The organism is Paenibacillus sp. EB106-06-01-XG199, from assembly GCF_058791575.1.
In genome coordinates, this window is the sequence record NZ_JBYTDQ010000001.1 from 703,945 (window position 1) to 718,908 (window position 14,964).

A 14,964-nucleotide genomic window follows, 5' to 3' on the forward strand; every position below is an offset into this window, starting at 1 on the left:
TTTGTGTAACAAATGTATCATCAGATAATAGTTGAATCAATAGACCAAGGCAAAATGATACAGAAAGCTCTGAATGTAACATGTTGAAAAAAACAGCAAACACCTTAATTAGTGTTTGCTGTTTTATATTGAATTATACGACAGGTATCTCTATTGTTACTGGTTGCAGGCCTTCTGTCTCAACAGTTAATCTGGCCAGCCCTTTGTCTTCCCCGGCCCGAACAACAATTAACATGCGGCCATTGAAGGTTTCATGCTCCTTGTCATTATAATTCGCCTCTGTTTTTCCTCTTCCAGTTCCGCTTCCTTGAACGCTTGCAGGTCCTTCTAATGTGAAGGATACTTTTTTGTTTACTGCTGTGTTCAATATTCCTTTATCATCTGCAAGCTCAATATTTACATAACAGAGGTCATTCGTCCCTGCAGTTATCTGCTCTCTTTCTTTTGTTACCGTTAATTTCGGTACACCAGCGGTTTTCAGTTGATAACATCCGGCTTCTTTACCCTCTCTATATGCGATGGCCTCTACAACTCCAGGTTCAAAAATGGTATCCCAGGTACAATAATACTCTTTAAACTCATTACCAACAGTTTGTTTGCCCTTAGACTTTCCATTAATGAATAATTCTACTTCTTCGGCATCCGAGTATACTTCAACCACAATGCCTTGACCTTCATAATTTGGCCATGTCCAGCTGCTAATGGAATTTGTCCAGCCCCAGTTGCTAAGCTTGGCTTCCTGTCCATAACGTTCAGGGTTTTGCACTGAAATATAAGGAGTATGATTCCTCCCTCCCCAAATAATTTCACGCCAATAAGAAATTGGCAGACGATAACCCGTGATGTCGAAATCACCTGTCAGCGCAGTTAGCCAAGGATAAGGTCCATAAAAACCTTTTTCCTGTTCATCCCCATACCTGACAGCACCTATCCCTACTTCACCAAGATAGTCCCAGGCTGTCCATGAAAAGTCCCCGAGTACGAAGCCATGCTCCTTCACAAGTCTCCAGTTTTTATCTAAAGAAGCGGGGTTAGTCTCAGTCCCTAAAAATACCTTATGTTTTGATTGTTTGCGGTCTATCAGGTATCTCTCCGGAGAATAATTATACCCGGATATATCCAGAGAATCGAAAGCTTCCTGAACATTCGCATAAGCTTGACCATCCTCCATAATCTTTCTGACTAAGGGACCGAGCGTCTGCATCGTTTCATTAATCTCACCGCTGGTCATCTTACTGACGTCAGTAATTCCTAAGCTTTCTATAAGCTCATCAATTAAGTTCTTTGCTGTCATCATTAAATTGATACCATTAGTAATATAACGTGTATCATCTAAACTTCGTATCTTTTCTATTATTTTTCTTCCCATGATGTTTCCATAAGCTGAGCCGATTTCTATTAACTCGTTTCCGATTGAATACATAACAACGGAAGGATGATTATAGGATTTACCAACCATACGCTCCACTACTATTTCCCATGATTCGTTAAAGTTAATAGCATAATCGAATTCTACTTTTTGAACCGTCCATGTATCCGCAAGTTCTTCCAGAACAAGCATTCCAATTCTGTCGCATGCATGAAGCATTGCTCTTGAAATCGGATGATGGGACATTCTTATCGCGTTATAGCCTGCTTCCTTCAGCTTGTAGATACGCCGGAATTCAGCATCCTCAAAAGTGGCTGCTCCCAACACTCCATTATCATGATGAATACAACCCCCCTTTAATTTCACCGTTTCTCCGTTAATTCGCAATCCATTAACGCTGTCTAATTGCAGCTTGCGAATGCCAAAAGGAATGGACTCCAGATCCACTACATGATTTTCGATTTGTATTCTTATCTCAGATATATATAAATATGGTATATCCAAATTCCACAGCTTTGGATTCATGATTGTAAGCCGTTGTCGTAACGAGCTTTGTGAATTAGAGGCTATACTAAATTTCGTGGTCTCTGTTGTAACTATATCGCCACTAGCATCTTTTATTTCAGTCATAATAAAGCCTGTTTGTAGCCCGATATTTTCATTTTTTAGGATGGTATCCATCTGAATAATGGCTAGTTCAGGCTCTGAATGAATCGTTGTTATTCGAATTCCATCAGGTATAATATGCACTGGATCAGCTTTCATAATACTTACATTTCTGTATATACCAGAGCCAGAATACCAGCGTGTATTAGGCTGCGCATTATTCATAGACACTACTTTCACTTCGTTTTCTTGGCCATAATGTAGATAATCATTAATTTGCACATAAAAATTTGAATACCCATACTGATTATTGCCTACTAAATCTCCATTCACAAATACGAATGCATGCATGTATACACCTTCAAATTCCAAGAAAATCACTTTACCCTTGTCATCTTCGGATACAGTAAATCGCTTAACATATTCATAGTTTCCACCTTGGAAATACCCCCCGCCGGGGCCAGTGGGTCCACCTGCATTTCTCTTCGTTGTAATCATTGCGTCATGAGGAAGATTTATGATCTCTGCTGATTTCTTTTTGCCAGTTACTGCAGACGTTAATGCAGTGATGTTCTCGCCAATTTCCCAACCCTTGTTGAAATTTATTTTCAACATATTTATCCTCCCAGAAAATATTGATGTTCTAATTAAAATTATAGTTTTACCAGCGCAGTAACTATATAGAGCAATCTAAACATGAGTATTGTTTTCTTATTCGATTAGGTGCTTCTTACTGTAAAAGGCTCCCTGGAACGTAAACGTTCGCTCGGGAGCCTGACTGATTTTATTTACTTCAATTATAGTATTTAATCTTGTTTTCCGGCCAGTTTCCAGGCCATAGCTATCATCCGTGCAGCACACTTTTCCAGATTTGCGCGCGTCAGTGGATAAGCCGCCGCCTCATTGTTCAAAGCATTTATCAAATCTTCATGGTGTTTCCGGCCGCCAGGCATCATGATGTCATTGCCCGCCGCTATAGTGCCAGAGGCGCAGGCTCTAGGATGTTTTTGTCCTTCTTCCGACGCCTTGCCGGCGGGCACCCAGTCCGACATGACGATACCTTCAAACCCCCATTCTTCCCTAAGCACTATCTCCATCAAATCATGCCGCTGGGAAGTATGCTCTCCGTTAAGCAAATTGTAAGAGCTCATCACCGCCAGTGGCGCTGCTTCCTTGATGGCAATTTCAAAGCCCCGCAAATAAATGTCTCGCAATGCCCGTTCGCTGACTGCGCTATTAGAATTGAAGCGGTTGGTCTCCTGATTGTTGCAGACAAAATGCTTGACTGTAGCACCGCGGCCCGGATGCTTCTGGGCTCCCAAGATGATACCAACAGCCATTTTGCCGCTAATAAGAGGATCCTCCGAGAAATACTCAAAGTTCCTGCCACAGAGTGGATTGCGATGGATGTTCATCGCCGGTGCCAGCCACAGATGCACACCAAACTGCTTCATCTCCTCCCCCACAATGTCGCCGCATTCCTGGCAAAGCTCGGGATTCCAGCTTTGGGCAAGGGCCGTACCCACGGGAATGGCCGTACAGTTCTGCTCGCGGATTTCGCCATTGCGATTCTGGCCTGCAGCAGCGGGGTAAATGCCCAGCAGAATATTCAGCAGTGCTTCCGGCAGAAGCTCCTTGAAGGCTTCCTGTTCCTCTGCTTCCAGAGGGTACGCTCCCTGCTCATCCAAACCGTATTGCCGACTCAGCCGCAGCCCCGCAGGACCGTCCGACATCACCAGATTGGGAATCCCCTTATCACGTAGCATGGTAGTGGTTTCCCCTACTGCCCCGGCCACCGTTACACCAGCATTGCCGATGAGGTGCTTGGTCTCATCGTCCACAAAAACACCGGTACACAGATAGGCAAGCTCACTATCCGTCAGAGTCTTTGCCAACGCCACAGCTTCTTTATCCACCTTCGGTTCGGTATAGGTTATTGGATTAAAAGCGGAAGCGGAAAGGTGAAGCGCTATCCGTTCTCCCGAAATTCCTAAGCTCCCCAGACCTCTCTTAGCCCCTTCCGGCTTCCAGTCCTGAAAATCGGGAGTGCCGCCCACATGGCTGACCCGCTCTACCTCAACCGTCTCCTTCAGATATACTCTGCCTGCCACATCTGTGTTGCGGCTGCTGTTACCTAAGCGAAGGATGTAATCTCCCTCCTCCAGAATCCGGCAACTGTTCTCCGCATCGTAAGATACCAGACTTTCCATCTCAAAGCAGAGGTCCATGTTTTCCGTATCTCCCGGAGCCAACTCCCTTGTCTTACCGAAGGCTGCCAGTACCTGATATGGCTGGTCCAGTTTCCCGTCCGGCACAGAAACATACAACTGCACCACCTCTTTCCCCCGGTTCGCTCCCGTGTTTGTTACGGTCACGGGCACTGTCACTTGGGTACCTTGCAACGTCGGATTTCCCGCTTCTAAAGAAAAGGTGGTATAACTTAGCCCAAATCCAAAAGGAAACAGAGGTTGTTTTCCCACTGTATCAAAATATCGATAGCCTACATAGATTCCTTCGCGGTACCGGGTATCATCAAACTCCCCGAAATCTCCTACCGTGCAGTAATCCTCCCAGGCCGCCCAAGTAGAAGCCAGTTTACCAGAGGGGTAGGCCTTCCCCAGCAGCACATCAGCTAAGGAGTCGCCCACCGACATGCCAAGCTGCGACAAAATCAGGATATTCTTCACCTGCTCCATGACTGGCGACAAATCGACCACACCGCCCACATTTAAGACCAGCAGAAACTTAGGATATTGCTCTGCCAGCTGGAGAATGTCCCGAATCTCTGCGGCACTGAGCTTCAGGTCTCCCATTTTCGGCTGACGGTCCGCCCCTTCTCCGCTGTTTCTGGCGAGGATATAGACTGCCGTATCTCCATCGCCCTCCAGGGGAATGCTATATTCCGGCTCTGGCATGGCCACGCCAAGAGTCTCCAACAGCCCGCTCATTCCCTCCGCCTCTATTTTCGCTTTGAGGCCCGCTCGAAACGTCTTGTATTCTTCTGCCCAGACAGCATCGTAGGCGTCCAACCAATCCGACGTGGTAATGTCAAATCCGGCTTTAACCAGCCCCTGCTCTACCGTAGTGTATGCTCGGACATTTACGTCCCCAGAACCGGTGCCTCCTTTTATTGTACGTCTGCTGCCGCTGCCATACAGGGCAAGCTTATCCGGTGTCTTCAGCGGAAAGCTACCATCTGACTTTAGCAGCACCATACACTCAGGTGCCAACTTTCTCAGTCTTTCAATATGATTGATTTCGTAGCTCTGTAATTCCATATTTTTATTCATCCTTTCAGTTTTTCAAGTTGATTGCTCATTAACACTCTGTCGTACACGTTCTCCATAATGCAAATTTGATCAGAATTCCACCCATCTATAATTATAGATGTGCTTATTTTGACGATGATATAGAGGAATTCAAGCATTTATATCTGATTCTTAATTTTGGCTGAGCCTGAGAATAGACTGGCTTTAAGCATCAAAATGTTATAATGATTTGGAATCATTCTGTTAGTTAGGATTATCTTTTCTGCTAAAATGCTATTAGAAGTTTATATCAATAAGTCGTGTATTTAACCGGTGATGGAAATCCGCACAGCCAGCAAGGAGAAGAGGAGCTCATGAAAAGAGAATTTGAGATTATAGACCATCCGAGCATCAAATATTTAAACATCTTCCTGATCGATATGGATTATCGTACATCCCATCTGCACCGGGAATTGGAGATCAATCTCGTACTGGAAGGTAAACTAGCCATTATATCCAAACAACAAGTGTATGAGCTTGATGCCGGTTCTGCCATATTACTGAATTCCAACCAGCCGCATGAAATTCGGACCGAAAGCAAATCAACCTTATTATGTTTGCAGATTTCCCCTAATTTCTGCAAAAGCTATTTTCGGGGAATCTCAAATCTGGTCTTTGATTCTGCAAGATTAGAGCAGCATATAACCGGAGATTCGTACAAATATATAACATCATTAATTACTGAAATGGCATACCAATACTTTGCACGGCCAAAAGGCTTCGAGTTCTCTTGTATGAGCATGTTGAATTTGTTATTTGGCGTCCTTCTAAACAAACTTCCTTACCATGAAATCAGTGACGATGAAAAAAACAAAACTATGCTCAAAGTTGACAGGTTGACCCGGATCTTGAATTATGCGGATGAGCACTATACGCATAAAATACGGCTCTCGGACATTGCAGAATCCGAAGGACTTTCGATGACATATCTTTCACAATTTATCAAAGAACATTTGAATCAATCCTTTCAGGATTACATCAACAATCTTCGATTCAATCATGCAAAGAAGCTTTTGACCGGAGATATGAAACTCCTTGATATCTGTTTGGAATGTGGATTTTCCGACTACAGATATCTAAATAAAGCTTTTTTGGATAATGTTGGATGTACGCCGGCGGAATACAAGAAAAGGCTTTCGAAAGAGAGCAAAGCAATCCAGATAAGAAGTCCTTTACACACGGTCGAAAACTATTATTCCGAGCATGACACACTTGATATCTTACGTAAGCTGCGTCTTGATAATCTTTCCATCCTAAGAGACGTTCCAAACCCCTTGTTCACTTAGTTAATCAAAGAGGGCCCATCTCCATTTGTCATAGTGATAGGCCCTTTAACGTTACACTTTGTTGTAAGAACTGAAGACCTCCATCTTTTCCAGGACTTTCACTTTGATGGATTCGACCGTTGCCGGAATTAAATCAATCATTCCTTTATTAAAGGAGGTAAACTGCCTGAACATAGCTTCAACAGCAGCTGTATTGATATCCGTAAATATATTTATCTTGCTAATCCCCGAATCAATAGCTTGTTTGAAATCCGCATCGCTCAATCCAGAACCTCCATGTAGGACCAACGGAACTGATGTGGATTTTGAGATTGTCTCAATTCTGTTAAAATCCAGCTTCGGTGGAAGTTTGTAAGCACCATGAGCGGTTCCTACAGCAATTGCGAGAGCATCTATTCCGGTTTGATACACAAAATCCTTAGCTACACCTGGATCTGTATAAAATGCCGAAGGATCTTCCATTCCGTGTTCACCTTCATAAGAACCTTCATTGTCACCTACATGTCCCAATTCTCCTTCAATGGTAGCACCGTGTGAGTGAGCTAATTTAGCCATCTCTTTCACTTTTCGGACATTTACATCATACGATTCGAGAGAACAATCATACATGATGGACGTAAATCCAAGCTCCAATGCCTGTGCACATGCTTCTTCGGTCATCCCGTGGTCCAAATGGATAACGACCGGAACTTTAGCCTTTTTGGCCATTGGAATCAAATAGTAGGCAGCTTCCTCCAGAGGACAGTAGGAGAAAAAGACCTCTGCTGTTCCCATAATTACAGGAGAATTCGCTTTTTCTGCCGCAGCAATGATACCTCTTGCCATCTCCAGATTCACGGCATTAAACATACCTACGCCATACTTTCCCTTTTGCGCAGGCAGCAGAACCTCATTCATATTAACCAACATTTTCCTAACCCCTTTTATCTCAGACTTTCTGTTTCTTCCAGCCGCCGTTTATCTTCTTCTGTAACTCTTCTACTGTCATTAGTCCGCTAAGCGGGTCAAATGCCGTTACACAGGAGGCTCCTGTCGCTGTAGCCAATTGAAGGCTTTGATTGAGGGAGTATCCATGCAGCATTGCATACAGGAAAGCAGCTATGCTCGTATCTCCTGCCCCCGTTGCCGATACGACCTGGTCCGGGATATAACTCTCTTCAAATCTCTCCAACTCTGCCCAATCGGAAACTCTCAAATCTGGCATGGAAAATTCGGTAACAACATCGTGTCGTGCTGCGCGGTAATATAATCCTAGGGCTCCGCATTTCAGTAATAATACTTTTGCCCCCATATCCAGCAGCTTATCCGCCAACGGTTTGACATCCTCGGTTATGGACAAGATTTCGATAATATCTCTTCCTCCCGCCCGCTGTTGCCAATCCTGGTATCTCTCACGGTCAACCATGAAGCAAATCTCTTCGACACTCGGTACAAAAATATCAACATAGGGAAGTAGATGGCGTAGAATCGTCTCCCAATCAGCAGAACCTGCTTGAGAATGTGGGTCCACTGCGGCCATATCAAGGGATGTGGTCACACCCAGACTTTTTACGGTTTTAAATATACGGATTAACTGTTCACCATTATTTTCGTACATCCGCTCCATTAAGGGCGGATAACCAAAATGAAATATATCCGCCTCCTTGATCGCCGCAATGGACAAATCTTCAAAAGTAAACGTATCATTGGCCCCTGGATTATGAAGAAAGATCCGATCCATTCCTGGAGGAGATAATACAATGGTATACGATGTATTTGTATCATTTGATACAACCATATGTTGTGTGTCCAAATGACTGTTCAGAATATTTAGGATCAGTCTTCCGAATTCATCTTGTCCTATCTTACCGATCAAACTGACATCCGCACCAAAAAAGTTCAGCGCCAGCCCTGTATTCGCAACGACTCCACCGGTGTGAACGTCCGCATCCTGCATATGAACCAGTTTTCCAGGTAACAGAATTTCACTAAGGTTTGGATTGGTGTCTGCAGGAAATTTCGGAGTAATATCCAGGCAAATATGTCCTGCTACTACTATCTTTTTCTTGTTATGTGACATGCCTGCACCTCCCCGGGGAAAATTACTTTTGATCGGTTCCCATCAGCAGGTTCATTACATACATTTCCAGACCTTCAAAATCTCTGTTACTCACACACTGCTCCTGATACTCATAATCGAACCTTCTCACCTTTTCTTCCAACGCTTTTACGATGTTAAGACTATTCGCCAGATGCTTGTAACGGTCCTGGTCTTTCGTAGTTCTCATGGCTTTAACATCCAAGCCTACATATTCCCCATTGGAACCAAAGTTATTTTCAACGAGCACTTTAACCTGATTGAAAGCCTGACGAAGATTTTCTACACCAAAGCTTTTGTCTTGATCGAATTTTAATCCATTCTGGTCATTAAGGTGAACGCCCCACAGCTTATTCATTGCCAGAGCAAATCCAATTTCATGGGATGGATCAAGACCTGCCAAAGTTGCATGCGCTGATTCAAGCAAGCCACCCACCCGCGCAGGATCAATGGTTGCTGCAGATACTGCAAGGACGTGGCCCATCGTTCCACAAATACTGCGATCAATTGGTTCATTTGGCTTCGGTTCAATCAATACTTTGATGCCCGCATCATATTGCAGCATTTTATTAATCGCATCCACCAATTGTTTGGTTGCCGTAACCGGGCTTTTGCTCTCGGCACAAAGGGTTCCTTCTCTGGCAAGCCACAGTACAATTTTGTCACAGCCAAGTTCATTAGCGATATCAATCGAACGGTAGGATCTCCACAATGCAAACTCTCTGTCTTCTTGAGAACCGGACATGAAGCCTCCATCCACTGTATGCGGGTCCATCCACAGTCTCGGTGCAACAAATTCGGCAACCAAATTGTATTTGTCCAGTAGCGATTTAACCTTTCTGGCTTCAGCTTTAATTTCTTCTTCCGTCAAATTATTCAAATTTGGTACAGCATCATCATCATGGAACTGGATAGCACTGAACCCCATTTCAGCAAAAGCTTTAATTTTTTCTTCAAAAGAGATTTCTGTCCGTGTTGCAGGTCCGTACGTGTCTGCTCCATCATGAACATTCCAAGGGCCAACAGAAAATTTAAACATTGTCATTTCGTGCATCTCCTTATAAAAGACGAATTTATTAGTACTCCCTTAATGTAATTTATCTTCAGACTCAAAACTTGCACTAGTTTTCGTTTTTTCACCTACAGTTTTGCTAAAACGAATTCGAATGATAATAAAAAGAATGATCAAGAACCCAATTCCCAGGATGAAGGAGATATTTTTGAAATTCGGAACCAAAACGCTAAATTGTAAATGGTTGGACTCAAATAGATTGATATTCCATATCAGCGTTTTTCCCTTAACTAATGATGCATTATGATTATGTAATTCAATGGGAGTTGTTAAAAGTAAATCGAACTTCATTTGACTTCCTATAAAATTTTTGGCTAATTCAGGGATTTCCATAAGTTTTAAGTTTGTTTCAGAAGCAAGCAATTGAATTGGATTTGCATCAACAGATATATCATATCGGGTGAATAAAAAATTGGTTTCCCCAATCTTTACAAATTTGATTTCCTCTTCCTTAGTCTTTGATTCACTGCTCATATTTTTAATATCTATAACTTTTGAGACTGATACTTCTAAGCTATCGTTATTTTCGATCATTTTAGCATCGATATTCTTCTCTTTTAATGTATCTGTCAGTTTAAGGAGAACATCAGATTGTCCTAATAGTTTCAAAGTATCTTTGCTAATAGCAACACTAAGATTTAAATTAACAGTGCCATTTAGATGAACCTTCACATGAGCAGATCCATTTACACATGAAGAAAGTATTATTGGTAACATTAATAGTATTAACAAATTCCATATAGCAGATTTTCGATTGCAAAACATAGGTTCGACTCTCCATTCATTATTCAATGAATTAATGCAACAGATGTATCTTTTTTTGTGCAGCAAATGTATCATTAGGTAATATCAAAATCAATACACCAATGGATAATGATACAGAAGGGATAAAATGTAACATGCCGAATAAAAATACATTTGTAAAGTTTCAAATTACAAATTCACTTCTTGATATGTTGAAAACAAAAGAGTTAAGGTCTATCTCTGTCAGTGATCTTACCTCCCAGGCACAAGTGAGCCGCGTTTCCTTCTACAGAAACTATAGTGAAAAAGAAGACATTCTAAAAGAATATGTCTATAAACTTATAGGTGATTGGCATGAAGAATACCAAGAGAGTATCAATGCCTCTGAAGAAGACATGCTGGGAAGTATGTTTGAGCACTTCAGTGATAAGAGGGAATTTTACCTGCTTCTTAGTCAAAGAAATTTGTTTTATCTTCTAAAAGACGTGCTAAAAGCGCTCTATGGGCCAAAGCCGGAATATCCAAATTTCGGTGCTTATGTGGCAGCTTATTTTTCTTATGGATTATTCGGTTGGATTGAAGAATGGTTTGCCAGAGGGATGCAAGAATCAGCAGAAGAAATGACAAACCTTTTGAAAAATCGTGACCTAACATAAACTGAAGTTGCTGTAGGGATAGAAACTGGATTCTAAAACACAAAGCCCGCACAAGGTGCGGGCTTTAAGGGACTATGTTACCTCATCAATATGAGTTCAATTCACTATTCCGAATTCGTTTTTTGGTCTGAGGATCAACCAGTAATCCCGGTAATTTCTCAGGTACAATTCCCTTCTCTACCCAATTAATCAAAGCGGTCATACCCTCTGATTTCGTTAGTCCCGGTCCGTGGGTGTAGCAATTTCCGTGCCCATCTCCTGGATTAAAGAACAGCCGGAAGAATTTCCTTGTATCTTCGATGCTACCGATTTGCTGAACAACACGGTTGTAATAATCTAACGCACCATCCGGCGGAATTAATGGATCATCGGTCCCTTGGTCCACCAGGAGTTTACCGCCGGCATTCCAAAAAGGTCTAAGGTCAGCATCATCCGTAGCCGCTTCCGGAAAGTCTGCGACGCTGCGGGCAAACAATACAGCGTATTCAGATTTCGTTATCGCAGTGAAATCATTCTCTGGATCACGCGCTACCCATTGGGCGTATGCGATGGCTAGCGGGAATACTTTCATTTTTGGAGTGCCGGTTTCATCTTTAACATAATAGAGTGCTGTTGTCGGTAGCCCTGCCACATTCCAGAACAACCCTCCCGGCCGGAAAAAACACCACAACTGCTCTCCATTCTCTGTCTTAGGCCCCTCCCAAATTTCCTTCATAACAATGGCATCCGTCTCTGTAATCGGACCATCTTCCGTCTCTTGGCCGACCAACTCCAAAGGATCGAAGTCTACACGTTCTATTGTACGGTAGTATTGTTCACTACCTCCACATTTACTGTGAACCGCTAATCTGAATGCTTCTAATTTATCCGGGGTGAGCTCATTGTGATGTTCATTCATGACGGCAATTGGCCATAAGCCCCCAACTACAAATTTCGACCAGTTGATTGCCGGGCAGGATGCCCAAATACCATCATAATCATCGGGGTATTGCTGGGCTTCCTTTATCGCCTGCCGGCCCCCGCCTGAACTGCCCTGCATATAGGAATATCCGACTGCCCTGCCGTGCAAAATTTTAGACACAGCTTTGCCGATCAAAGTCATCCAGTGTGTACTGCGGCTTTCCCAGTTCCGGATCAGTTCCCAGTCTAATCTACGACTATCTACATCAAGCCCCCAGTTAGCATCACCCGCCTGATTTCCACCGTTCGTTGTAGCCGCTGTAAATCCATTGCATATTGCATTGGGTAAAGACACGCCCCGGTTGGTGTTATCCGTCTGCACAATATGAAATAATCCCCCAGTCTGGTTTCCGCCCCCCGCCGTCCCTATAAAACGGCCGTTCCAGGCCAGCGGCGACCATACTACAATATGCTCGGTATGGTTACCGGGCGTTTGGCGTTCAATCTGAATGTCACAATAGGCGGGAAGATTTGTAGAAGTAAATACGGCTGTGAACTGGGGTGGAAGCCCTTTGCCGAGCGGATTCTCATAAACGCCTGTGTCATTGATTTTCGCTGAAGTTACTTTCAGCTCCTCACCGGGAAAAAGCGCTCTCAATTGTTGTTCAATGTAGTCTGTCCGGCAAAGCTGTTCGATCCCTTCTGTCTTTATGCATTCGGAGGAATCCATCCATACTGCGGATAAACAAGCCTGGTCGCTTGAATCCGACCAGTACTGGGCGGCACGCTCAATCCACCCGGCAACCGGTGTTGTCGATCCAAGACCAAAGCCATGTCCGCCACTATTGGGCAATTCTGCCTTATAAGTCACGCCTGCTCTGTTCAATGCTTGGATGAAACATTCGGCGTCGTAGACGGGAACGGTATCATCGTCCTTGCTGTGCACGATATATACAGGAGGATAACCGGCATCAATATGCTGGTCAACATTATACTTATTGATGGTTTCTTCCGTATATTGAGATCCGAACATTCCCTGAAGAAACATATGTTGGATATCTTCCGACACTGTACAGCTCATATTCACAGCCGTTATGTACGGATATCCCAGCATCAGAAGCTCCGGTGCCGGAAGCCCATGCTTTCGGTACCCCGAGTCTTCGGTCCCCCAGACGGATGCAACATGTCCGCCTGCAGAGAAACCGCCCACGGCATAACTTGCCGGATGAATACGAAAGTCTTGGGCATGCTCCCGAATGAAACGGTAAGCAGCCGCCAGGTCCTCCATTGGCTTCGGCAGCAATCCGGTTTGCCCTGTCCGATAGTTCAGGCAGAAGGCGGTAATGCCAAGCTCATTGAGTTTCGCTGCAACCGGAAAGGCCTCCTGCATGGAACACACGCAATTGTAGGCTCCGCCTGCGAGAAGAATGGCAAACTTTCCTTCCTGACTCCCCGGAAAATGAAACAAATGAACCTCTTTCTTATCCGGTTCGACCTCGATCTCTTCCCTGGAATATACCTGATAAAGAAAATTCTCCTTGCCTTCGGCAATTTCCACCAGCCGGTTTATTCCATATGCCATATCTTTAGCAGACCAGGTGGGCGATTTTTCATTCAGTTCTTTAAGGGTCAGCGTACCAATTTCATGAAAAAAGCTTTCCGCATTTCCCATTAAATAGGCTTTGACTTCCTGCAGAGAATCGTTTGTATAAATGGCTTCCAGTGTTGTTTCTTCCGTAATGCGCATAGAGGAACCTCCTTATAGATGATTAGAATTCACAACTCACTTAGAGCAAATGCCGCTGATTTTATCCTATTAAATCCGTAAGCAGACAGCCATCGCTTTACCGACTTTGTAGTATCGGTTAGCCGACTTTCCTCATAAAAAACACACCATCTAATTCTTATCCGGACTTGCACTTAGTAAGCGAGAGGCAATGTTACAGTAAATTTCGAACCTTTGCTTACTGTACTATTCACAGCAATCCTGCCCCCGCACAGATCGATGATCTGTTTAACCAGAGCCAGTCCCAGTCCATTGCCTTCACCTTGATGAGAAGTGTCTCCCTGATAAAATTTATCGAAGATACGCTCCGTCACCTCATTAGACATACCAATACCGTTATCTTCAATACTAAACTCCACATTCTGGTTTCTACTAGTTAGCCTGATTAATATTTTCCCTTTGTTATGGGTATATTTAATGGCATTGTCAATCAAGTTAATCCATAGATGTGAAATCAATGATTCCGGCCCGTCAAAGACGATGTCCTCCATTTCAACGTCAAGCTCGATGTCCTTCTTCCCCCATTTGTCCTCCAGCAATACAATGGCATGCCGGATCTGTTCGTCCAGCCTGAAGTGATTTTGAGTTAGTGGGATGTGCTGATTGTCCAGCTTGGCCAGCATGAGAATGTTCTCAACCAGACCGGATAAGCGTCTTGTGTTGAAAATAATAATATCCTTATATTCCGTTCTCTCTTCTTCAGTTAACGCATCATCCTGGAGAAGGGTAGTGTAACCTTCTATGGCGTTAAGAGGGGTTTTAAATTCATGTGATACATTGGAGATAAAGTCATTCCGGAAGGTTTCTGTGGCCCCCAATTCAACGACCATAATATTAAAGTTCTTAGATAAATGATCCAGTTCATTTAATTGAGTATTTACATCTGCTCGCACGGTAAAATCACCCCCGGCAACCTTTTGCGCAGCTGCACTGATTTTTTGAAGCGGGCTTATAATACTTCTATTGAAGATCAAAGCTATCAGACCTCCGGAACAAGCACAGTATACGATAATCTGTAGGGTTGGAGGGATTTGCTCAAGGTTGTTCACTTCAAACTTAATCATTATCAGCTGCAATAACTGAAATGCAAACAAGGTAACAATTATAGATAGAAACACCGTAATCATAAAATAAACCTTCATAGACCAGGTTAGCTTGGT

General features: G+C 43.5%; 10 protein-coding genes. 2 read left to right on the forward strand and 8 right to left on the reverse strand.

Annotated elements, in window-relative coordinates:
- Positions 1–133: 133 nt before the first annotated feature.
- Complete coding sequence (locus AC3WT9_RS03500) at positions 134–2,590, reverse strand: glycoside hydrolase family 2 protein (protein ID WP_492407296.1); 2,457 nt, start codon at positions 2,588–2,590, stop codon at positions 134–136.
- A gap of 191 nt (positions 2,591–2,781) precedes the next feature.
- A complete protein-coding gene (locus AC3WT9_RS03505) occupies positions 2,782–5,253 on the reverse strand; it encodes a glycoside hydrolase family 3 protein (RefSeq protein WP_492407297.1) in 2,472 nt (823 codons plus the stop codon).
- Between the two features lie 344 nt (positions 5,254–5,597).
- Between AC3WT9_RS03505 and AC3WT9_RS03510 the strand changes: the two genes are divergently transcribed.
- On the forward strand, positions 5,598–6,569 hold the full coding sequence (locus AC3WT9_RS03510) for an AraC family transcriptional regulator (RefSeq protein ID WP_492407298.1): 972 nt from the start codon (positions 5,598–5,600) through the stop codon (positions 6,567–6,569).
- A gap of 51 nt (positions 6,570–6,620) precedes the next feature.
- Here AC3WT9_RS03510 and AC3WT9_RS03515 read toward each other — a convergent pair whose 3' ends face one another.
- The 4 genes from AC3WT9_RS03515 to AC3WT9_RS03530 are packed head-to-tail and all read right to left on the reverse strand — an operon-like array spanning position 6,621 to position 10,390.
- Positions 6,621–7,478 carry a class II fructose-bisphosphate aldolase gene (locus AC3WT9_RS03515; RefSeq protein WP_492407299.1) on the reverse strand — a complete coding sequence of 286 codons (858 nt, stop codon included), beginning with the start codon at positions 7,476–7,478 and terminating at the stop codon, positions 6,621–6,623.
- Between the two features lie 19 nt (positions 7,479–7,497).
- Complete coding sequence (locus tag AC3WT9_RS03520; protein WP_492407300.1) at positions 7,498–8,628, reverse strand: carbohydrate kinase family protein; 1,131 nt, start codon at positions 8,626–8,628, stop codon at positions 7,498–7,500.
- Between the two features lie 22 nt (positions 8,629–8,650).
- Positions 8,651–9,691, reverse strand: a complete 1,041-nt coding sequence (locus AC3WT9_RS03525) for a TIM barrel protein (RefSeq protein ID WP_492407301.1) — start codon at positions 9,689–9,691, stop codon at positions 8,651–8,653.
- A gap of 42 nt (positions 9,692–9,733) precedes the next feature.
- A complete protein-coding gene (locus AC3WT9_RS03530; protein ID WP_492407302.1) occupies positions 9,734–10,390 on the reverse strand; it encodes a hypothetical protein in 657 nt (218 codons plus the stop codon).
- A 227-nt stretch (positions 10,391–10,617) separates the two neighbouring features.
- Between AC3WT9_RS03530 and AC3WT9_RS03535 the strand changes: the two genes are divergently transcribed.
- Entirely contained in the window at positions 10,618–11,118 is a 501-nt protein-coding gene (locus AC3WT9_RS03535; protein ID WP_492407303.1) for a TetR/AcrR family transcriptional regulator, read from the forward strand.
- 85 nt (positions 11,119–11,203) lie between these two features.
- On the opposite strand, the gene AC3WT9_RS03540 is transcribed toward AC3WT9_RS03535, so the two are convergent.
- The gene (locus tag AC3WT9_RS03540) at positions 11,204–13,765 is read right to left on the reverse strand and encodes an alpha/beta hydrolase (protein WP_492407304.1); all 2,562 of its coding nucleotides are present in this window, start codon (positions 13,763–13,765) and stop codon (positions 11,204–11,206) included.
- Between the two features lie 173 nt (positions 13,766–13,938).
- Positions 13,939–14,931, reverse strand: a complete 993-nt coding sequence (locus AC3WT9_RS03545) for a HAMP domain-containing sensor histidine kinase (RefSeq protein WP_492407305.1) — start codon at positions 14,929–14,931, stop codon at positions 13,939–13,941.
- Positions 14,932–14,964: the final 33 nt, after the last annotated feature.